This is a genomic window from Actinomadura sp. NPDC048032, assembly GCF_040653175.1.
In the GTDB taxonomy this organism is placed as follows: domain Bacteria; phylum Actinomycetota; class Actinomycetes; order Streptosporangiales; family Streptosporangiaceae; genus Spirillospora; species Spirillospora verrucosospora.
The window spans coordinates 1-19,440 of the sequence record NZ_JBEZJP010000127.1; the positions used below are offsets into that span (position 1 = coordinate 1).

20 protein-coding genes are annotated in these 19,440 nt (G+C 74.7%); 11 read left to right on the forward strand and 9 right to left on the reverse strand.

Annotated features, from left to right (window positions below):
• On the reverse strand, positions 1 to 1,301 hold a 1,301-nt coding region (locus AB0C69_RS18720; protein WP_360354952.1), incomplete at its 3' end, for a PQQ-binding-like beta-propeller repeat protein.
• Positions 1,302 to 1,459: 158 nt separating this feature from the next.
• On the opposite strand from AB0C69_RS18720, the gene AB0C69_RS18725 reads away from it, so the two are divergent.
• From AB0C69_RS18725 to AB0C69_RS18750, 6 genes are all read left to right on the forward strand, one after another.
• Positions 1,460 to 2,056, forward strand: a complete 597-nt coding sequence (locus AB0C69_RS18725) for an HD domain-containing protein (protein ID WP_353835549.1) — start codon at positions 1,460 to 1,462, stop codon at positions 2,054 to 2,056.
• Between the two features lie 33 nt (positions 2,057 to 2,089).
• Positions 2,090 to 2,587 (forward strand): SRPBCC family protein, encoded by a 498-nt coding sequence (locus AB0C69_RS18730; protein ID WP_360354956.1) that lies wholly within the window; start codon positions 2,090 to 2,092, stop codon positions 2,585 to 2,587.
• Positions 2,588 to 2,646: 59 nt separating this feature from the next.
• Positions 2,647 to 3,384, forward strand: a complete 738-nt coding sequence (locus AB0C69_RS18735; RefSeq protein WP_360354959.1) for an acetoacetate decarboxylase family protein — start codon at positions 2,647 to 2,649, stop codon at positions 3,382 to 3,384.
• Positions 3,381 to 4,007, forward strand: coding sequence for an SDR family NAD(P)-dependent oxidoreductase (locus AB0C69_RS18740; protein ID WP_353835551.1), 627 nt, complete (start codon positions 3,381 to 3,383; stop codon positions 4,005 to 4,007). Before AB0C69_RS18735 ends, AB0C69_RS18740 begins: the two co-directional genes overlap by 4 nt.
• 88 nt (positions 4,008 to 4,095) lie before the next feature.
• Positions 4,096 to 6,543, forward strand: a complete 2,448-nt coding sequence (locus tag AB0C69_RS18745; RefSeq protein ID WP_360354962.1) for an AAA family ATPase — start codon at positions 4,096 to 4,098, stop codon at positions 6,541 to 6,543.
• A gap of 69 nt (positions 6,544 to 6,612) precedes the next feature.
• Entirely contained in the window at positions 6,613 to 7,251 is a 639-nt protein-coding gene (locus AB0C69_RS18750; protein ID WP_360354965.1) for a TetR/AcrR family transcriptional regulator, read from the forward strand.
• A gap of 71 nt (positions 7,252 to 7,322) precedes the next feature.
• On the opposite strand, the gene AB0C69_RS18755 is transcribed toward AB0C69_RS18750, so the two are convergent.
• The 6 genes from AB0C69_RS18755 to AB0C69_RS18780 are packed head-to-tail and all read right to left on the reverse strand — an operon-like array spanning position 7,323 to position 12,343.
• Positions 7,323 to 8,204, reverse strand: coding sequence for a glycosyltransferase family 2 protein (locus AB0C69_RS18755; protein WP_345177642.1), 882 nt, complete (start codon positions 8,202 to 8,204; stop codon positions 7,323 to 7,325).
• Positions 8,201 to 9,091, reverse strand: a complete 891-nt coding sequence (locus AB0C69_RS18760; RefSeq protein WP_345177639.1) for a CDP-alcohol phosphatidyltransferase family protein — start codon at positions 9,089 to 9,091, stop codon at positions 8,201 to 8,203. The genes AB0C69_RS18755 and AB0C69_RS18760 overlap by 4 nt, the downstream gene beginning before the upstream one ends.
• On the reverse strand, positions 9,081 to 10,154 hold the full coding sequence (locus AB0C69_RS18765; RefSeq protein WP_360354969.1) for an iron-containing alcohol dehydrogenase family protein: 1,074 nt from the start codon (positions 10,152 to 10,154) through the stop codon (positions 9,081 to 9,083). Before AB0C69_RS18765 ends, AB0C69_RS18760 begins: the two co-directional genes overlap by 11 nt.
• A gap of 46 nt (positions 10,155 to 10,200) precedes the next feature.
• Positions 10,201 to 10,932: a phosphocholine cytidylyltransferase family protein gene (locus tag AB0C69_RS18770; RefSeq protein ID WP_360354971.1), complete on the reverse strand. Its 732-nt coding sequence runs from the start codon at positions 10,930 to 10,932 to the stop codon at positions 10,201 to 10,203.
• Complete coding sequence (locus AB0C69_RS18775; RefSeq protein WP_360354974.1) at positions 10,929 to 11,582, reverse strand: DUF5941 domain-containing protein; 654 nt, start codon at positions 11,580 to 11,582, stop codon at positions 10,929 to 10,931. Before AB0C69_RS18775 ends, AB0C69_RS18770 begins: the two co-directional genes overlap by 4 nt.
• The gene (locus AB0C69_RS18780; RefSeq protein ID WP_360354976.1) at positions 11,579 to 12,343 is read right to left on the reverse strand and encodes a hypothetical protein; all 765 of its coding nucleotides are present in this window, start codon (positions 12,341 to 12,343) and stop codon (positions 11,579 to 11,581) included. The genes AB0C69_RS18775 and AB0C69_RS18780 overlap by 4 nt, the downstream gene beginning before the upstream one ends.
• Positions 12,344 to 12,424: 81 nt before the next feature.
• Here AB0C69_RS18780 and ispD point away from each other — a divergent pair, with 81 nt between their 5' ends.
• Positions 12,425 to 13,126, forward strand: a complete 702-nt coding sequence (ispD, locus tag AB0C69_RS18785; protein WP_360354979.1) for a 2-C-methyl-D-erythritol 4-phosphate cytidylyltransferase — start codon at positions 12,425 to 12,427, stop codon at positions 13,124 to 13,126.
• Positions 13,123 to 13,878, forward strand: coding sequence for a glycerophosphodiester phosphodiesterase (locus AB0C69_RS18790; RefSeq protein ID WP_360354981.1), 756 nt, complete (start codon positions 13,123 to 13,125; stop codon positions 13,876 to 13,878). Before ispD ends, AB0C69_RS18790 begins: the two co-directional genes overlap by 4 nt.
• Before the next feature lie 25 nt (positions 13,879 to 13,903).
• Here AB0C69_RS18790 and AB0C69_RS18795 read toward each other — a convergent pair whose 3' ends face one another.
• Both AB0C69_RS18795 and AB0C69_RS18800 read right to left on the reverse strand, forming a co-directional pair.
• The gene (locus AB0C69_RS18795; protein ID WP_345187736.1) at positions 13,904 to 14,623 is read right to left on the reverse strand and encodes a hypothetical protein; all 720 of its coding nucleotides are present in this window, start codon (positions 14,621 to 14,623) and stop codon (positions 13,904 to 13,906) included.
• A gap of 100 nt (positions 14,624 to 14,723) precedes the next feature.
• Entirely contained in the window at positions 14,724 to 15,776 is a 1,053-nt protein-coding gene (locus tag AB0C69_RS18800) for a glycosyltransferase family 2 protein (RefSeq protein ID WP_345187739.1), read from the reverse strand.
• Positions 15,777 to 16,046: 270 nt separating this feature from the next.
• Between AB0C69_RS18800 and AB0C69_RS18805 the strand changes: the two genes are divergently transcribed.
• From AB0C69_RS18805 to AB0C69_RS18815, 3 genes are all read left to right on the forward strand, one after another.
• A complete protein-coding gene (locus tag AB0C69_RS18805; RefSeq protein ID WP_360354986.1) occupies positions 16,047 to 17,717 on the forward strand; it encodes an LCP family protein in 1,671 nt (556 codons plus the stop codon).
• Positions 17,718 to 17,783: 66 nt separating this feature from the next.
• A complete protein-coding gene (locus AB0C69_RS18810) occupies positions 17,784 to 18,590 on the forward strand; it encodes a thioesterase family protein (RefSeq protein ID WP_360354988.1) in 807 nt (268 codons plus the stop codon).
• A 104-nt stretch (positions 18,591 to 18,694) separates the two neighbouring features.
• Positions 18,695 to 19,300 carry a hypothetical protein gene (locus AB0C69_RS18815; protein ID WP_360354991.1) on the forward strand — a complete coding sequence of 202 codons (606 nt, stop codon included), beginning with the start codon at positions 18,695 to 18,697 and terminating at the stop codon, positions 19,298 to 19,300.
• Positions 19,301 to 19,440: the final 140 nt, after the last annotated feature.

Sequence of the window (19,440 nt, forward strand, 5' to 3'; positions counted from 1 at the left end):
GCCGCGTACAGCAGCCCGCCGGCGGCCGCCAGCCAGGGCCGGACGCCCGGCAGGTCGGGGTCCATCGAGAACGGCGCGGGCGCGGTCGTGGTGCTCCCGTCGCCGGGCTCGACGATGTCGACGCCCGCGGGCAGCAGCCGCTCCGACAGCCGCGGGCGCAGCGCGAACACCTGCCCGCCGGCCTGCGCGAGGGCGGTGTACGCGGGCACGTCCCGGCTCCACCCGACCCGCCCGGACCGCACGTCCACCGCCTCCATGCGGGCTTCCTCCGCCGCCACGCCGCCGGCGCCGCCGGTCCCCGTCCCGGCTCCGGTCCCCTCGGTGCCCGCCCCGTCCGGGTGGTAGACGACCACGAGCCGGCCCGGCGCGAGCACGCCCGGGCACATCAGGTCGCCGCAGACCCCGTCGCCCTTCCAGACCGCGAACTGGCGGCCGCCGTCGTCGAACGCGCGCAGGGCCGTCCCGTCCGAGACGAGCGTCACGCCGTCCAGCATCGACACCTCGGGAGACTCCCGGGAGTCGAGCCCCCGTTCCCAGCGCACGAGGCCCTTCGTCGGGTCGAGCGCGAGCAGCCGGCTCCGGCGCCCCTTGCCGCCGCCGGGGGCCGCGCAGCGCAGGCCCACCGCGGCGAGCCCCTCCCGGCCGTCGGACGGGTGCGCCCCGCCCTCGAACAACCGGCAGCCGCGCGGCAGCGCCAGCCGCCACACCCGGTTCCCCGTCACGGCCGACACCCCGAACAGCGTCCGGCGCCCCTCGTCGGCGGTGAGCAGCACGTCGGACCCGGCGGGCCAGCGCAGCGTCGTCCGGGAGACCGCGGCGGGACGCTCGTCCGCGCGCCGCCACAGCTGCCCGCCCGACAGCGCGTCGAACGCGACGAGCGTCCGCTCGCCGCGGTCGCCGTCCCGCTCGAAGTAGGCGACGACCCGCGACCCCGTGGACGTCCAGCCGAGCAGGGACCACCCGGCGCGCCGGTAGCTCCAGCGGGCCCCGCCGGTGCGCGCGTCGCGCGCCTCGATGCCGTGCCCGGACGCCGTCACGACCTGCCCCTGCGCGACCTGGTAGGCGACGCCGTCGTAGCCCGCGACCGAGCCGCGGTGCGTCCGCGTCGAATGCTCCCAGCTCACCGCCAGCGGGCCCGGCGGCGGACCCACGCCGCTCTGCGGCGCCACGGGCTCCCCGGTCACGGTGTGGCGGACCTGCCACCACTCGGCGCGCAGCACGTAGGTGTCGACGAGGACGACGCAGAGCGCGACGGCGACCGCCCCGGACAGGAGGCCGAGCGTGACGCGGACCCTGCCCACGGACTCCGGTCGGCCGTCAGGCCGCTGCCGGCTCCCGACCACGACCGCGCCGCCTCCCTCCACGTACGGTTATCACCGAGGACTGCTCATAAGGACGACACCCACCATGCCCTGTGCGGGGCTCCCGCGCGACACGGCCGGGAAGAACGGAGCGAACCGTGGAGGTCTTCACCCGCTGGCACGCCTGGGAGACGGCCCGCGCGGACATCGCCGCGTCCGGCGCGCCCGTCGACGTGGACGGCCTGGAACGGGCCGTCGCCGCCGCCCTGCGCTGGCACGGCGACCAGCGGCGGCCGACCGGCGACCCCTACGTCGAGCACCTGCTGGAAGCCCTCGAAGTGCTGGTGCGCGGGGCGGGGGTGACGACGCCCGCCGTCCTGTCCGCCGCGGTCCTGCACGACGTCGTCGAGGACACGCCCGCCTCCCTCGCCGACGTCGAGGCCGAGTTCGGCCCCGAGGTGACCGAACTGGTCGACTGGGTCACCAAGCCGCCCGCCGCGGGCGCCGGGCGCCAGGCCAAGCGCGCCGCCAAGGCCGCCTACCTGCGGCGCCTGGGCGAGGCCCCGCGCGAGGCGGTCCTGGTCAAGCTCGCCGACCGCGCCAGCAACGTGCAGACCCTCGACCGGATGGCGCCGGACTTCCAGCGCCGCTACTACGCCGAGACGCTCACCTACGTCGTCCCGCTGGCCGAGTCCGAGCCGTGGTTCAGAGCCTGGTACGCCGACTGGCGGCGCCGTTTCGCCCACCTCCTGTGACCCACCGGTCATCGAGTGGGAGGATGCGGTCCCATGGAGCGCGAGTGGGTCGTCGAGGAGAGCGTGGTCGTCGCCGCGCCGGCGCGGGACGTGTACGCGGCCGTCGCGGATCTGCGGCGGATGGGCGAGTGGAGCCCGGAGGTGTTCGCGACGTGGGTGCGCGGGCGCGCCGTCAGGCCGGGGACGAGGTTCGTCGGCTTCAACCGCATCGGCTGGCGCGTGTGGTTCACCACCTGCCAGGTGAGCGCGGCGGTGCCCGGTGAGGTGTTCGCCTTCCGGGTGTCGAGCTTCGGGGTGCCGGTGGCGCTGTGGGGGTACCGGTTCGAGAACGTCTCCGAGGACCCGTCCGCGCCCCGCACCCGCCTCACCGAGTACTGGGAGGACCAGCGCCGCGACCACCGGGGCGCCGGGTTCGTGTCGCTGCTCGGCAAGGTCTTCACCGGCGTCCCCGCCGGGGAGCGCGCCGAGGTGAACCGCGAGGGGATGCGCGCCACGCTCGACCGGATCCGGACGGCCGTCGGGAAGGGCTGACCCCCCTTGCCGGGCTCCGGTGCTTGGCAGCAAAACGAGAACCTGTTCTACTTAGCGGTGTGACCACGACCGCACACGCGCACATGATCCAGGGCGAGCGGGTCGCGCTTCCGGTACGGATCCGTGACGCCGCCGTCGGCTCGGCGATGTTCGTCGTGCCCGCCCGCGCCGCCCAGGACGTCATCGCCTACTCCGGGCTCGCCGTCGCGGAGCCGCTGCCCGGCAGGGCCGTCTGCTCGCTGGCGTTCGTCCGGTACGCCGAGGGCGACCTCGGCCCCTACCACGAGTTCGCCGTCGCGTTCCTGGTGCGCCCGCCCGGCGCGGCGCCGTCGCCGGGCGTGCTCGGGCGGATGCGCGGGATCGGCGCGTTCATCCACTGGCTGCCGGTCAACCAGGAGTTCACCCTGGAGGCCGGACGGACGATCTGGGGCTTCCCCAAGGAGATCGCCGACATCCCCATGGACCTCTCCGGGCGCGTGAAGCGCTGCGCGGTGCGGTTCGGCGGGCGGACGGCGATCGAGGTGGCGATCCGGCCGGGCGTGCCGACGCCGGCCGGCTCGGCGGCCCCGAGCGTCGACGCCTACTCCTGCCTGGACGGCGTGACCCGCCGGACGCCGTGGACGCTCACGCCGTCCGGCGTCCGGACCCGTCCGGGCGGCGCGAAGGTCGTCCTCGGCGACCATCCGGTGGCCGACGAGCTGCGCGGGCTCGGGCTCGACCGGGCGCGGGCGCTCACCACGAGCACGGTCGGGCATCTGCGGATGGTCTTCCAGGGCGCCGAGGAGGTGCGCACGTGAAGCGGACGGCCCTGGTGACCGGCGCCGCGCACGGGCTCGGCGCCATGGCGGCGCGACGGCTCGCCGCGGCGGCGTGGGACGTCGTCGCGGTGGACGTGGACGAGCTCGGCCTCGCCAAGACGGCGCAGCGCTCCCCCAACACCCACGCGCGGGTGTGCGACGTCACCGACCCCGGCGCCGTGGCGGGGGTGCTGGCGATGGCCGGCCCGGTGCACCGCGTCGTCCACGCCGCGTCGGCCGCGCCGTCCGGGCCGGTCCTGGCGCGGCCGCTCGGCGAGGTGGAGGACGACCTGCGGACGAACGTCCTCGGCGCCGCCGTCGTCGTCCAGGCCACTCTGCCGGGGATGCTGGAACGGCGGGCCGGAGAGCTGTTCCTCTGCCCGGACGCCTCGGGCCCGCCCGCGAGCCCGTCCGCCGCGGCCGTGGCCGCCTACGCCGACGCGCTCTGGGCCGAGCACGGCGGGCAGGGCGTGACGCTGCGCTGCGTCCACGCGGCCGCCGGGACGCCGCACGGCCTCGTCCTCGACGCGATGGACCGCTCGCTCGCGCGCCCCGCCCCGGACGTCCACGTACGGGTCCGGCCGGCGCGCCGACCGCTCCTGGCGGCACTCGCCCGACGCTGAACGTCATCCGGACCGCATAAGCTGTCTCTTTCGCCTTCGGGGTGCCGGGGATGTCCCCGGCATGACACACGCGCGAGGAGCAGCCTGCATGTCGTCCCAGGTCAACGGGCGCCCGACCGATCCGCGCGGCACGGTCAAGGACCGGGAGATCGCCGCCGAACAGCGCTACGTCGACACCGCCTACACGCGGCTGGAGGAGATGCGCGCGGACGCCCAGGCCATGATCCGCGAGGGCTACCGCCAGTCGCTCGCCGGCACCAAGGGCTCGCTCGTCGACCGGGACGCGATGGTCCACCAGGCGGCCCTGCGCGTCCAGGCCCTCGACGTGGCCGACGACGGCCTGGTGTTCGGCCGGCTCGACCTGGCCTCCCGAGAGGTCCGCTACATCGGCCGCGTCGGCGTCCGCACCAGCGAGCACGACTCGCTCGTCATCGACTGGCGGGCGCCCGCCGCCGAGGACTTCTACCGCGCCACCCCCGAAGACCCGCGCGGCGTCGTGCGCCGCCGCGTGCTGCACTCGCGCGGCCACACCGTCGTCGACCTGGAGGACGACCTCCTCGACCCCGAGGCGTCCGACGGGATGACCGTCATCGGCGACGGCGCGTTCCTCGCCTCCCTCGCCCGCACGCGCGAGGGCGCGATGCGCGACATCGTCGCGACGATCCAGCGCGAGCAGGACGAGGTGATCCGGGCCCCCGCCGACGGGACGGTCCTGGTGCGCGGCGCCCCCGGCACCGGCAAGACGGCCGTGGCGCTGCACCGCGTCGCCTACCTGCTGTTCCGGCACCGCCGCCGGTTCGGGTCCCGCGGCGTCCTCGTCGTCGGCCCGAACCGCCGGTTCACCGCCTACATCGAGCGCGTGCTGCCGTCGCTCGGCGAGGGGTCGGCGACGCTCCGCTCGCTCGGCGACCTCGTCGACGGCGCCACCGCCACCGTCCACGACACGCCGCGGCTCGCCCGCGTCAAGGGCGCGGAGGCGATGGTGACGGTGCTGCGGCGCGCCGTCGCCGACCACGCCCCCGGCGCCCCGGACGAGCTGCGCGTGGTGTTCAAGGGCGTCGTCGTCGCCCTCGACCGCGCCCGCCTCGACCGCATCCGGAACGAGGTCCACCGGCGCAGCCGCGGCAGCGTGAACGCGGCCCGCGGCCGGGCCGCGGAGATGCTCCTGGACGCCCTCTGGCACCGCTTCGGCGAGGTCGGGGGCCCCGAGGCGGCCGAGGCCGAGGAGGGCGCCGAGGCGGGCCTGTGGAACGCGATCCTCGCCGCCGACGGGCTGGCCTCCCTCGACGAGGAGCCCGCGCGCGGCAACGGGGCCACGGGCGGCGACCCGAAGCGCGCCCAGTTCGACGCGCGGGTCCGCGAGCAGCGCGCGTTCACCGACTTCCTCGTCGCCTGGTGGCCGATCCGCCGCCCGCTGGACGTGCTGCGCTCACTCGGCGACCCGTCCCGCCTGCGCCGCGTCGCCGGGCGCGACGTCGACCGCGCCGACGTCGAGCCGCTCGCCGCCTCCTGGGCCGGCGACGGCGCGCCGCTCAGCTACCAGGACGTCGCGCTGCTCGACGAGATCGACGCGCTGCTCGGCTCCCCGCCCCGGCCGTCCCGCCGCCGCGGCGCGCCGTCCGAGGACGACCCGTTCGTCGTGGACGGCGTCAACATCCTCACCGGCGAGGAGGTCGTCGACGAGACGTGGGAGCCGGAGATGCGGGAGCTCACCACGTCCATCGAGCGGCTGGAGCGCTCCCGCCGCGTCGACGACGGCGTGGTCGAGGAGCGCCCCGAGTACGCGCACCTCGTGGTGGACGAGGCGCAGGACCTGTCCCCCATGCAGTGGCGGATGCTCGGCCGCCGCGGCCGCCAGGCGAGCTGGACGGTCGTCGAGGACCCGGCCCAGAGCGCCTGGGAGGACCTGCCCGCCGCCCGGCGGGCGATGGAGGCCGCGCTCGGCGGCGAGCGCCCCGCGTCCCGGAACCGCCGCCGGGGCCGCAAGGCGCCCCCGCCCCGCGCCCGGCACGAGTACGAGCTGACCACGAACTACCGCAACTCCACCGAGATCGCCGCCGTCTCCGCGCGGGTGCTCGCCCGCGCGCTGCCGGACGCGAAGCCGGCCCGCGCCGTCCGCACGTCCGGGATCGAGCCGGTCGTCCGGGTCGTCCCCGAGCCCGGGCTCGGCTCCGCCGCCCGCGCCGCCGTCGAGGAGCTGCTCGGCCAGGTCGACGGCACCATCGGCCTGATCGTCCCGCTCTCCCTGGAGGAGTCCGGCGGCCAGGCCTCGCTGTTCGGGGGGTCCGCCGCCGCCTGGGACGCCGCCGAACGCGACCGGCTCGGCGCGGGACTGCCCGAGCGCGTCCAGGTGCTCGACGTCCTGGAGGCCAAGGGCCTGGAGTTCGACGCCGCCGTGATCGTGGCGCCGGAGACCGTCGCCGCCCAGTCCCCGCGCGGGCTGCGCGTGCTGTACGTGGCGGTGTCGCGGGCCACGCAGCGGCTGACCGTCCTCACCGCCGACCCCGAGTGGAGGGACGCGCTGGTCACCGGCTGACGGGGCCCTGCGCCGCTCCGCCCGGCGTTAGGCTGACGCTGCCCCATCCGCACGGGTGAACGGAGACCGATGAGCGGCCGCAATCCCGCACCCAGGCGCAGCTACGCAGGCCGGTCGGCCGAGGAGCGCCGTGCGGAGCGGCGCGACCGCCTGCTGGCCGCCGGGCTCGAACTGTTCGGGACGCGCGGGTACGCGGCGACGTCCATCGAGCGGCTGTGCGCGACCGCGAGCGTGTCGACCCGCAACTTCTACGAGGAGTTCTCCGGGCGCGAGGAGCTGCTCACCACGCTGCACCGCGGGATCAACGAGCGCGCCGCCGAGGCCGTCTCCGCCGCGTACGGGAGGGAGGCGGGCGCCGCCTTCCCGGCCCGCGTCGAGAGCGCCGTCCGCGCGTTCGTCACCGTTACCGCGAGCGACCCGCGCTGGGCCCGCATCGCGTTCGTCGAGGTGATCGGCGTCAGCGCCGGCCTGGAGCGGCACCGCTTCCGCTGGCGCGGCCAGTGGGAGGACGCGATGCTCGCGATGGTCCGCGAGGCCGCCGAGCGCGGCGAGGCCGCCGACCGCGACCACGGGCTCACGATGATCGCCGTCATCGGCGCCGTGAACAACCTCGTCCACCACTGGTCGGCCCGCGACCAGCACGTCCCCCTGGACGACATCACCACCGAACTGACCCGCCTCATCGTCGCGGCCGTGACGACCCCCTGACCCGTGGCGTGAGGATCGTCCGGCGCGTGGCGGGAGTCCCAGGCGGTCGCCCCCTGGGAAGGCGCGAACCCCTAGATGATCGGGGGGCGGCCCGTGCGGGTCATGCGCCATGCGGTGCGGTAGGAGATGGGGCGGCGGGGCCCGGCGGACTTGCGCCAGCCCTCCACGAAGCCCTTGAACCACGGCTTGAGGGCGCTCGGCTTGCGCTCGCGCAGGAGGGTCATGCCGACCCACACGGCGAGGTAGGTGAGCGCCAGCGGCCACGGCAGGTTGCGGCGCGCCAGCCACACGCGGTTGCGGGCGTTGTAGCGGTAGAACATGGCGTGCCGCGTCGGCAGGACGGCGGGGTGGAACATCACCGCCGAGGCGTCGTAGACGATGCGGTAGCCGGCGTTGAGGATCTGCCAGGCGAGGTCGGTCTCCTCGTGGGCGTAGAAGAAGTCCTCGGGGAGGCCGCCGCCGGCGTCGAACGCGGCGCGGCGGATCGCGCAGGCGCCGCCGAGGAACGTGGTGACGGGGGACGAGCGCTCCGGGTCGCCCGCGCGCAGGCGCGGGACGTGGCGGCGCTCGCCGCGCCCGCCCTCGGGGTCGCGGACGCGGAACGAGACGACGCCGAGGTCGGGCTCGGCGGAGAACCGGTCGCGCAGGTGGGCGCCGAGGCGGGGCGAGCGGTACCAGCCGTCGTCGTCCAGGAACAGGATGACGTCGCCGCAGGACGCCTCCACGCCGCGGTTGCGGCCGCCCGGGATGCCGAGGTTCTTCGGGAGGCTGAGGGTCTTGACGCGCTCGTCGTCGAACGGCGGCGCGCCCGCCGCCTCGCCGACGGGGTCGGCGCCGTTCCCGACGAGGACGACCTCGACGTCCACATGCTCCTGCTCCAGGGCGCTGCGGACGGCGCGGGCGAGCTCCTCCGGCCGGTTGCCCATGGTGAGGACGACGACGGACAGTTTCACTTCAGCCTCCGGGAGGCCAGGATGCTGACGAGGTGCAGCAGCGTCTGCAGGACGGCGACGGCGGCGACGGCGACCGTCAGGACGCGGACCGCGACGGGGTCGTCCGCGCCGGTGAGGGTGTCGATCACGGCGGCGGCGAGGATGAGCAGCGACAGCTCGACCGCGCCGATGATGCGGTGGAAGCGCAGCATGGACGCCGCCTGCCGGGCCAGCGCGATGCCGGTGGAGCGGGGCCTCAGCGCGCGGTCGCCGCCGGTCGGGTCGGCGGTCAGCCCGGACTTGGCGCGGGCGACGACGACGTTGTCGGTCTCCGCCTTGATCAGCGCGGCGCCGAGGGCGGCGAGCAGGCCGAGCTCGACCCAGCCGCCGTTCTCCCAGCCGCCCTGCGCCATGAAGCCGAGCCCCGCGAGCAGCGACACCTCCGACAGGTAGTGGCCGATCCGGTCGAGGAACACCCCGGCGACCGACGTCTGCCGCAGGTAGCGGGCGACCTCGCCGTCGACGCAGTCGAGCAGCAGGTAGACCTGGATGAGGAACGCGCCGGCGAGGGCCGTCCACAGCGGGTCGACGGGCAGCGACACCGCGACGCCGGCGAGGACGCCGCTGAGCATCATCAGGTAGGTCAGCTGGTTGGGGCTGAACCCGAGGCGCAGCGAGATCCACGCGAAGTACGGGGACAGGTCGCGCATGTAGAGGCGGCCGGCCCAGTGCTCCTCGTTGCGCCGGTCCTTCAGACCGGGCGGCTGGCCGTACCGGCGGATGTCGGCGACCTTCGCGCCCTTGCGGTGCGGCCGGTGGTCGTCGCCGGACGGCTCCGCGGGGCCGGGTGGTTCGGGGGAGCCGGGGGGCTGCGGGGAAGGGTTCTGCCCGGACAGCTCAGCCTCCATGGGCCTGGACATACTCGTGCACCGCCTTGCGGGTCTCGCCCTCGTCGAGGCTGAGGTGTTCCAAGATCGTATAGCGGCCGGGGCGGGTCTGCGGGGCGTACAGCACCGCCTCCGCGAACTGCTCGGCGGACAGCCCGATGTCGGCCGGGAACCGGGGCAGTCCGTGGCGTCCGAGGCAGGCGAGGATCTCTTCGAGCCGCTCCTCGCCCGCACCGAGCCGGGTGGCGCGCAGGTGGTAGCAGAACGCGGCGCCGATCCCGGCCAGCTCGCCGTGGTTGGCGGTGTCCGGGAAGAGGTGGTCGATGGCGTGCAGGATCTCGTGGTCGCCGCCGGACGCCGGGCGGGAGTCGCCGGCGAACGCCATCGCCATGCCCGAGAGGACGAGCCCCTCGGCGAGGACCGTCAGGAACCGGTCCGAGTCGATCGAGCCGGGCTGGTGCAGCAGGGCCTCGGCGGCGGTGCGCGCCACGGTGAGCGCCATCCGGTCGATCCGCTCGCCGCACTCGTCGGCCGCGAGGAGCCAGTCCTCCACGGCGGAGAAGTTGCTCACCACGTCGCCGATCCCGGCGCGGACGAGCCGGTCGGGCGCGGCGCGCACGTAGTCGAGGTCGACGATCATCGCCAGCGGCATCACGACGCCGAACGAGCCCTTGCCCTTGTCGTGGACGAGGGAGGCCACCGGCGAGCAGATCCCGTCGTGCGACAGGTTCGTGGCGACCGACACCATCGGGATGCCCGAGAGCGTCGCCGCGTACTTGGTGGCGTCGATCGTGCGGCCGCCGCCGATGCCGACGACCGCCTCGTAGGACCCGGCGCGCAGCCGGGAGCCCAGGCTGACCGCCGCCTCGACGGTGCCGCCCTCGACGTGGAACACCTCGCAGGCGGCCAGGGACGGCCGGACGTGCTCGGCGATCTGGTCGCCCTGGCCGGGACCGACCGCGATCGCGACGCGCCCCTCGGTGGCGATCCGCCTGTCGGCGAGCAGTTCGCCGAGGGTCGCCACGGCTCCCCGCCGCACGTCGATGGAGAGCGGCGCGTTCAGCATCCGCGTCAGCAGGGGCATGGGCCTCCTCGTGCCGTCGTGCGGTCGGTTCGTGCCGTGCGTGCGGTCAGTAGCCCTTGGCGATCCGGCGGGCCTTCTCCAGGTCGTCGTGGTTGTCGACCTCGACCCAGTCGACCTCGCCGATCGGCGCGACGCCGATGCGTCCGCCGCGGTTCACGAGCTCCTGGTAGCCGTCCTCGTAGTAGAGGTCGGGGTCGCCCTCCCAGGTGGCCTTGAGCGCGTCGGCCAGCGGCCCGGCGGCGGCGGGCTCGATCAGGGTGGCGCCGATGTACTCGCCGTTCGCGGTGGCGGGGTCCATGAGCTTGGTGATGGTCTTCAGGCGGCCCTCGCCGTCGAGGATCACCTTCATCTCCTCGTCGGCGAGAGTTTTCACGTCGTCCACCGCCAGGAGGATGTCCGGTCCGCGGTTCGCCAATAGTGTCTTCTCGACGCTCACCGGATGGACCGTGTCGCCGTTGACCATCAGGACGCCCTTGGAGAAGTGCTCCCGAGCGAGCCACATGGAGTAGGCGTTGTTCCACTCCTCGGCCTTGTCGTTGTGGACGAGCGTCAGCGACACGCCGTACCGCTCCTCGAGGGCGGCCTTGCGGTTGCGCACGGCGTCCGCGCAGTAGCCGACCACGATGACGACGTCGGTCAGCCCGACCTCGGCGAGGTTGCCGAGGGCGATGTCGAGGATGGTGGTCTCGCCGTTCACGGGGACCAGGGCCTTGGGGAGGGTGTCGGTGTACGGCCGCAGCCTCCGGCCCGCGCCCGCCGCCAGCACCATGCCGATCATGCTTTCTTCTCCCTCTCGCCGTGGGGCCCGTCCCCCACACCCTCGGACAACTTCTTCGTCAGGTCGATCGTCACTGCGCCGGCGCGGCCGTGCCGCGCCCACGTGGCGGCGCTCTCTCCGCCGGACAACACGCCAAGGTAGGCGGCCAGCGCCGCGTACGCGAACGGAAGCGGCGCGAACGCCCCCGCGAAGGCCGTGAACAGCATCCGGCCCTCCCAGCCGAGTCCGGCGAGGCGGACCCACCGCGGCGGCCGGCGCCCCTGGCGGGTGCGGTAGGCGGCGTCGTAGTGGTGGAGCGCGAGAACCGTGAGCAGCACGTAGACGAGCGGCGCCGGGACTGCCCGCGCGTCCCCCAACACGGCGAGGTAACCATACTCGATCCCGCGCAGAATAGGCGGAACCAGCCAGTCCAGCCGCCCGGCGTGGGGGTTCTCGGACGCGGGCCCGGCCAGCAGCAGCACGACGAGCGGCGCGAACACCGCCGGCTCGGGCCCGAGCCGCGTTCCGGGCAGCGGGCCCGCCGCGAGCAGGACGGCTGCGGCGGCCGCCGCGAGGGCGGCGACCGGCAGCGGCGGGAGCCGCCCGCCCGACGCCCGGCCGAGGGCGCGCGAGAGCGGGCCGTCGTCGCGGTACGTCCGCACGCCCGTCATGGCGCCAGCGACCTCGCCGCCCGTCCGCCCAGGGACAGCGCGGCGGCGGCGGAGCCCCACGCGAGCAGGGCCGCGAACGTCAGCCGCGCGTCGGCGAGGGCGGCGGTGACCGCGATCAGCGCGAACCGCTCGCCGAACGGCAGCCGCAGGCTCTCGACGGCCCGCCCCGCGACCCCGCCCCGGCGGGACGGGCGCGGGCGGCGCGCGCGCCGGCCCGCCGCGTACGAGGCCGAGACCGTGTGGCGGACGGACAGCAGCGCCGCCGCGCCCACCGCGAGCCACCACGCGCTCCGCCCGGAGGCCGCGGCGCCGGCCGCCAGGCCCGCGTAGACGGCGAGCTCCCCGACGCGGTCGAGGACGGCGTCCGGCCGGACGGCGAACGGGTTCGCCCGGCGGCCGAGGCCGGCGCCCGCCTGCCCGAGGACGAGCGAGGCGGCCAGCAGCGGCGCGCCGGCGACCAGGCCGCCGCGCGCCCCGTCGGAGAACCACACCGCCGCCAGGCCCGCGAGCGCGAGCGAGGACGCCGACACGGCGCCGGCGGTGATCCCGCGCTCGCCGGCCCACCGGGCGACGACCGCGGCGCAGGGCCCGGTCAGGTAGGCGGCGACGAGGCCGCCCGGCTCGGCGGGGCCGCGCGGGCGCGCGCCCTCCGCATCCAGGGTGTCCACGGCATCGGCGGCCTCTCGATCCGGGCGGATGATCGCGGGGTGGTCCGGTACGTTGAGCGTGACCGGCCGCTCACGCGCGGGCGCCTGATCCATCGGTGCCTCCAGCCGGTCGCAGAAGCAGTGCAGTGCAAAGCGTAGTGGCTCGACTACGCAGAGTCATGGAAACCGGGAGAGATGGCGACGCGGACGGTTGCGGTGGTCCTCGCCGGAGGGGTCGGCGCGCGCATGGGCGCCGGCCGCCCCAAACAGCTCATGGAGGTCGGCGGGCGGCCGATCCTGGCGCACGCGGTCCGCGCGTTCGACTCCCATCCGGGCATCGGCGAGGTCGTGGTGGTGATGGCGCCCGGGCATCTGCGCGAGGCCGCCTCGATCGCGGCGCCGTTCCGCAAGACGGCGGCGGTCATCGAGGGCGGCTCGACCCGGACCGCGTCCACCGCGGCGGCGCTGCGCCTGCTGGAGGACCGCCCGGACGACGTCCGCGTGCTGTTCCACGACGCGGCCCGCCCGTTCGTCGACCGCCCGGTCATCGACCGCGTGCTGGACGCGCTGGACGCCTGCGAGGCCGTCGCGGTCGGCGTGCCGTCGCCCGACACGATCGTGGTGGTCGAGGACGGGACGGTCGCCTCGATGCCGCCGCGCGAGACGCTGGCCCGGTTCCAGACGCCGCAGGGCTTCCGGCTCGGCACGATCCGCAAGGCCTACGAGCTGGCCCTCGCCGACCCGGGGCTGCGCGCCACCGACGACTGCGGGATCGTGCACCGCTACCTGCCGGACGTCCCGATCCGGGTCGTGGCGGGCAGCGAGCGCAACCTCAAGGTCACCCAGCCGCTCGACGCCGTCATCGCCGAACATCTCGCCAGCGAGGAAGCACCGTGATCTTCGAGAACACCCCCACCGTCATCGGCCACCGCGGCTTCGGCTCGGGCGAGGTCGTCCCGCCCGGCGCGCAAGAGGCCGTCGCCGAGAACACGCTGCCCTCGATGCTCGCCGCGGTGGAGGCCGGCCTGTCCTGGATCGAGATCGACGTGACGCGGACCGCCGACGACGCCCTCGTCCTGCGACACGATCCGACGACCGTGGACGGCGACCACCTGGTCGACCTGCCCGCCACCGCGAGCGGGCTGCCGCTGCTCACCGAGATCTTCGACGCGCTGCCGGCGGACGTGGCCGTGGACGTGGACGTCAAGACCGTGCTGGAGGACGCGCTGGACGAGCCGTCCCGCCGCACCGGCGCGCTCCTGGCCCCGGTGCTGAGGCGGGAGGCGGAGCGGCGGCGGCTGCTGGTCACCTCGTTCGACCCGTCGCTGCTGATGTTCCTGCGCGAGGAGGCGCCGGGGGTCCCGCTCGGGCTGCTGACCTGGCTGCGGTTCCCGCTGTGGCACGCCGTCCCGGCCGCGGCGGGCCTCGGCATGGACGTCGTCGCCGTGCACACCGGATCGTGCGGCATCGAGCACCCCGACACGCGGCTGCGGCCGCTGGAGCACTGCGTGGAGATCGCGCACAAGGCGGGCCTGGAGGCGATCGCCTGGTGCCCGTCGGCCGAGGCCGCCCCGACCTACGCGGAGGCCGGGTTCGACGCGATGGTGGTCAACGACGTCCCCGGCGTGCTCGCGGCCGTCCAGGCGTAGCGGAGGGGCGGCGCCGGCCGGGCGGTCAGCTCGGGCGGTTGCCGCCGTACATCTGCGTCCACTCGCCGGGGGACTCGTCGTCGTCGGAGCGGCCGCTCCGAGCGGGCGGCTCGGACCGGCTCTCCTCGGCGTGCCGCGCCGGCGGCAGCGGAGGCGGGTTCGAGGAGGGCTGCTGCCCGTACTGCGGCGCGCCGTGCCAGGGCGGGCTCTGCCCCGGCGCGGGAGGCGGCTGGGGCGCTCCCATGGGCGCCTGGCCGCCGGGCATGGGCGGCGGGCCCATCGGCGCGGGAGGCGGGCCGCCGTACCGCGGCCCGGCCGCGGTGCGGGCCCTCCACCGCGACGGCGCGAGGGAGGCGACCAGGAACGCGACGCCCAGCAGGAGGAAGACCCCGTACGGGGCGAGCGTCGTGTAGCCCTGGTAGAGCTGGCGGCCCAGCAGATCGCGTCCGGAGTGCTCGACCGCGAAGCGCGGCGACGCGAGCCAGAGGAGGCCGATCGCCGTGTAGGCGGCCCCCGGGATCAGCGAGGCGAGCGGCGAGAGGCGCGACCCGGCGGCCAGGCCCACCAGCACCGCCGCCACCACGACCAGCGCGGCGCCGATCCAGCGGTCCTCGCCCCCCCGGGTGAAGAAGTACCGGAAATAGTCCGTGAACTTGGTCGTGCTGAACATCAGGCACAGCGCGATCACCGGGGTGACCACGAGCCCGACCAACACGCCGAGACCGTGGCGCGCTCCGTTGGACATGGCCACCTCCGAACCGCGACGGGCGAGATCCCGCCAAACCTAACGGTCAGACGGGCCGCGCACCATGGCGGTTCGGAGGTGATCGTACTTTTTTGCCCCGTTACTGAATGGATTCGCCCGGTTTGATCGGAGCGGGCTGGCCGAGCCGCGGCGGGCTGGTCAGGAATCCGACGCCCCAGGTCACGTGCATGGTGGCGAAGACGAGCGGGAGCCGGATCCAGGCGGCCGGAGGCAGCCCGCGCCCCTCCACGGCCGCGCCGGCGATCATCGCGGCCGCGTACCCGCCGGGCAGGATCCACCCGGGCCAGAACCCGAACGCCCCCGCGACCACGCCCGCCGCCATCGCCACGACGGCGATCGGCGGCGCGAGGTAGCGCAGGTTGAGCGTGCCCTGGTGCTCGCGCCCGACGACGCGCCGCCAGCGCCCGGTGTGGAAGTACTGCTTGGCGAGGGCCCGCAGGTTGGGCCGGGGCCGGTAGGTGACGCGCATGCGGGGCGTGAAGTAGATCCGGCCGCCGGACTGCCGGATGCGGTGGTTCATCTCCCAGTCCTGCGCGCGGGTGAACGTCTCGTCGTAGCCGCCGACGCGGTCGAGCGCGCTGCGGCGGAACGTGCCGAGGTAGACCGTCTCCACCTCGCCCGCCTCGCCGCCGGTGTGGAAGCGCGCGTTGCCGACGCCGAGCTTGGAGGTCATCGCGCGCGCGACGGCCTTCTCGAACGGGGTGACGCCCTCGGCCGCCATGATCCCGCCGACGTTGTCGGCGCCGGTCTCCTCCATCGTCTCGACGGCGGCGCGCACGTAGTCGGCGGGCAGCAGGGAGTGCCCGTCCACCCGGACGATGATCGAGTACTGCGAGGCCTTGATCGCGATGTTGAGGCCCTGGGGGGTGCGCCCCGTCGGGTTCGCGACGACGATGAGGCGCGCGTCCTCCGTGGCCAGCTTGCGGGCGATCTCCTCGGTGCGGTCGCGGGACGGCCCGATGGCGAGCACGAGCTCCAGCTCGCCCGGGTAGTCCTGGCTGAGGATGCGGCGCACGGCGTCGGTCAGGTGGCGCTCCTCGTTGAGGACCGGCATCACCACCGAGACGGCGGGCCACGTGCGCTGACCGGAGTCGGGAAGGGGCTTCACGGCGTAGCGGGTTTCCTGGTTCATGGCGCGCTGGGCATGGGGAGACGAATTCATGTGGGCTCGCGGGCGCTCCCGTCCGGCGGACCGGAGTGAGGCGCCCCTTCCTCTCTCTTGCTCGCTTGTCTGACGCAGCCCACGCCACCCAGGTTTGCGTGCGGGCCGCCGGGGTGTGGTCAAGACGGCGCCACGTTACTGCAAGGACACGAGGTCCAGGTAGCGAACGGACGGGTGTCCCCCACTTTAGAGTGGTGGGGACTCGCGTCAGCACGTGATCTTCGGGAGGCGGCGGCCGGCATGGCAGACGGGCACGACTCGGGTCGCGGCGACGCCGACCCCCTGGAGCGCTATTTCCGGCCGCGTCCCGGCGCCCACGCGGCCGAGGACGACGGCGACATCGAGGGCGTGACCATCGACGGGATGCCGGCGCCGCGCGTCCCGGTGGAGAGCCCGCGCGGGCCGCGCCGGCCGGGCCGGGGGCTGAGCCCGCGGGCGGCGACGAGCGCGCGGCGGCAGAAGCGCTTCCTCACCCTGACCGGGACGGCCTCGGCGTTCGTGCTGCTGACCTCGGGCGGCGCGTGGGCGTTCCAGAACTACGTCACGGGCATGATCGACAAGGTCTCGGTCGGCGGGCTCGGCAAGGGCAGGGACACGCCGAAGGGCGCCATGACCATCCTGGTCGCCGGCGTCGACCGGCGCGAGGGCCTGACGAAGGAGCAGCAGAAGGCCGCCAAGCTCGGGCACGAGGCAGGCGAGCGCTCCGACACGATGATGCTGGTGCACGTGTCCCGCGACCACGACAGCGTCTCGGTCGTGAGCCTGCCCCGCGACTCCTACGTGACCATCCCGGGGCACGGGTCGAACGGGTCGGAGGGGGCCAAGGGCACGCGGGTCCCGGCCCGTCCCGGCAAGCTCACCTGGGCCTACCAGTTCGGGGGGCCCGACCTCACCGTCAGCACGGTCAAGCAGGCCACCGGCGTGTCGATCGACCACTACGTCGAGGTGAACTTCTACGGGTTCGTGCACATGGTCGACGCGATCGGCGGCGTGGACGTGTGCACCGAGCAGGCCGTCGACGACAAGAAGAGCGGCCTGAAGCTCCCGGCGGGCAAGTCGCACGTGGACGGCCTGAAGGCCCTGGCGTTCGCCCGCGCCCGCTACTCCCTGACGGGCGGCAGCGACCTCGGCCGCATCGACCGGCAGCAGCAGTTCATGGCGGCGATGATGAAGCAGGCGCTGTCGACGAAGACGCTCGGCGACCCGGTCAAGTCCACGAAGTTCCTGAACGCCTCGCTGAAGTCGCTGCGCGTCGACGAGAAGCTGGCCGACAACCTGCCGGGCCTCGCCGACCAGATGAAGAACCTGTCGACCGACGACGTCACGTTCGCGAAGGTGCCGCTGTCGAACCCGGCCTACAACACCGTGCTGTGGAACGCGCCGTCCCAGCAGTCGACCGTCCAATGGGACCAGCACAAGGCGCGCGACCTGTTCACCCGGCTCCGCCGCGACCAGCCGCTCGCGACGGAGAGCCCGAAGCCGAGCGCCACGCCGACGAAGAAGGCCGAGAACGAGCTGACGGTGCCGCCGGGCGACATCTCCGTCCGCGTCCTCAACGCGATCGGCACCCGGGGCCTGGCCACCAAGGCGGGCGGCGAGCTCCGCAAGGCCGGCTTCAAGGTGTCCGTCGCGCCGGGCGTGGCGCGCCGCGGGCAGCAGACCACGCAGATCCTGTACGGGCCGGGACGGGAGGACTCGGCCCGGACCCTCGCCGCCGCGATCCCGGACGCCAAGCGCAAGAAGGTCTCCTCGCTCGGCTCCCAGGTGCAGGTGATGGTCGGAGCCGACTGGGACGGCGCGGACTGGGCCGGCGTGAAGGAGGTCGAGGTGAAGGAGTCGCCGAGCGCCACGCCGACGGAAGGGGGGTCGTCCATCGAGACCGGCACGGCCACCCAGAAGCTCTGCGGCTGACCCGGGCGTCCCCGCCGCCCTCGCCTTCTAGAATGTTCTTCTAGTCGTGGGCGGGGAGGACGCAGCATGGGCGAGGACGCGCCGGCCGGATCGTTCTACGAGCCGCTCGGCGGCGGGCGGTTCGCCTCCACACCCGCGACGGCGGGCCCCTGGTCGCCGGGCCTCCAGCACGGCGGCCCGTTCTCGGCCCTCCTCGGGCGGGCCTTCGAGCGGCACGACCCCGTCCCCGGCACCCGGGTGGCGCGGGTGACCGTCGAGATCCTCAGCCCCGTGCCCGTGGCGGAGCTGGAGGTCGCCGTGCGCACGGTCCGCCCCGGCAGGAGGGTCGCCCTCCTCGAAGGCGAGATCGCGCACGAGGGGCGGCCGGTCGCCCGCGCGAGCGCCTGGCGGATCATGGCGGCCCCCGCGCGCCTGGAGCCGGTCGTGCACGCCGCCGCGCCGCCGGACCTGCCCGAGGCGACGGAGCCGTTCGGCGCGTGGGCGGGCATGCACCGGGACGGCTACCTGTCCGCGATGGAGTGGCGGCTCGTCAGCGGCGCCTTCGGCGAGCCCGGCCCGGGGACGGTCTGGGCGCGGCCGCGGATCCCGCTGGTCGCGGGCGAGGCCGACACGCCGCTCGTCCGCGCGCTGACGCTCGCCGACAGCGCGTCGGGCGTCGGCAGCCAACTCGACGTGGCCGAGTGGCTGATCATCAACACCGACGTGACCGTCGCGCTGCACCGCGACCCCGCGGGTGAATGGCTGTGCCTCGCCGCGTCCCTGGACGCCGCCCCGGGCGGCAGCGCGCTCTGCCAGGGGACGCTCGCCGACCGCTCGGGCGAGCTCGGCCGCGTCCTGCAGACCCTCCTCGTGGACGAGCGCCCGCGAGGCTGAACACGGGCCCGCCCAGTCGATCAACACTCTGGGTAACCTTCTGCTACGGTGAGTAACGCCCGGGCGACAGAGAGCACAGTTCCCACCTCGTCAGGAGTGCAGAGATGTCCACAAGGATTCTCGGCTTGCTCACCACGACCGCCGCCATCTCGGTGGCGCTCAGCGGCGGCGTCGCCGCCGCGAGCGTCGCACGCACCGCGCCTCCGCCGGCCCCGCCGCAGGCGGACGCCCCGCCCGGCACGAACCCGGCGCTCGGCACCGGCCCGTTCACCATGGACTCGTCGTCCGACCCGGCGCCGGACCAGAACGCGGCGGCGAACGCCGAGCCGAAGCCGGACACCGCGCAGGAGCCCGCCGCCGCTCCCAGGCCGAACGCCGCACCGGAGCAGGAGGCCCCGGCGCCCAAGGCACCGAAGGGCAGGTCCGAGGCCAGGGACGGCACCGACCTGAAGGCCTGCGAGGACGCCGAGTGCCAGGTCGAGATCAAGGACGGTCAGACGATCAAGTTCGACCGCAGGCTCGGGTTGGACCCGCTGCACGTCAAGGTCGACGGCAACCGGCTGACCTTCTCCTCGCGCGGCCGCAACGGCGTGATGGTCGCCTCGATGGACGCGTCCTGGCCCGGCGCCACCGCGACCTTCAACGGCCTCACGCTGCGTCCGCACCGCGCAAAGAACGGCTCCATGATCCTCGACGTCTCGCACGACTGAGCCGACCGGGGCGACGAGCCGCGTACACGGAGGGGCGGGCCGCATGGTGCGATGATCGACGTGCTCGTGGTGGACGACGACTTCCGCGTGGCGCAGGTCCACGCCGGGTTCGTGGCGGCGCTGCGGGGGTTCGCGGTCGC

What these genes read in the sequence shown, in the direction of transcription:
- AB0C69_RS18760 (WP_345177639.1), bottom strand. Translation starts at nt 9,091, where the DNA reads ATGGAGGCTGAGCTGTCCGGGCAGAACCCTTCCCCGCAGCCCCCCGGC.
- AB0C69_RS18775 (WP_360354974.1), bottom strand. Translation starts at nt 11,582, where the DNA reads ATGACGGGCGTGCGGACGTACCGCGACGACGGCCCGCTCTCGCGCGCC.
- AB0C69_RS18805 (WP_360354986.1), top strand. Translation starts at nt 16,047, where the DNA reads ATGGCAGACGGGCACGACTCGGGTCGCGGCGACGCCGACCCCCTGGAG.
- AB0C69_RS18765 (WP_360354969.1), bottom strand. Translation starts at nt 10,154, where the DNA reads ATGCCCCTGCTGACGCGGATGCTGAACGCGCCGCTCTCCATCGACGTG.
- AB0C69_RS18730 (WP_360354956.1), top strand. Translation starts at nt 2,090, where the DNA reads ATGGAGCGCGAGTGGGTCGTCGAGGAGAGCGTGGTCGTCGCCGCGCCG.
- AB0C69_RS18745 (WP_360354962.1), top strand. Translation starts at nt 4,096, where the DNA reads ATGTCGTCCCAGGTCAACGGGCGCCCGACCGATCCGCGCGGCACGGTC.
- ispD (WP_360354979.1), top strand. Translation starts at nt 12,425, where the DNA reads ATGGCGACGCGGACGGTTGCGGTGGTCCTCGCCGGAGGGGTCGGCGCG.
- AB0C69_RS18815 (WP_360354991.1), top strand. Translation starts at nt 18,695, where the DNA reads ATGTCCACAAGGATTCTCGGCTTGCTCACCACGACCGCCGCCATCTCG.
- AB0C69_RS18750 (WP_360354965.1), top strand. Translation starts at nt 6,613, where the DNA reads ATGAGCGGCCGCAATCCCGCACCCAGGCGCAGCTACGCAGGCCGGTCG.
- AB0C69_RS18780 (WP_360354976.1), bottom strand. Translation starts at nt 12,343, where the DNA reads ATGGATCAGGCGCCCGCGCGTGAGCGGCCGGTCACGCTCAACGTACCG.
- AB0C69_RS18795 (WP_345187736.1), bottom strand. Translation starts at nt 14,623, where the DNA reads ATGTCCAACGGAGCGCGCCACGGTCTCGGCGTGTTGGTCGGGCTCGTG.
- AB0C69_RS18810 (WP_360354988.1), top strand. Translation starts at nt 17,784, where the DNA reads ATGGGCGAGGACGCGCCGGCCGGATCGTTCTACGAGCCGCTCGGCGGC.
- AB0C69_RS18800 (WP_345187739.1), bottom strand. Translation starts at nt 15,776, where the DNA reads ATGAACCAGGAAACCCGCTACGCCGTGAAGCCCCTTCCCGACTCCGGT.
- AB0C69_RS18770 (WP_360354971.1), bottom strand. Translation starts at nt 10,932, where the DNA reads ATGATCGGCATGGTGCTGGCGGCGGGCGCGGGCCGGAGGCTGCGGCCG.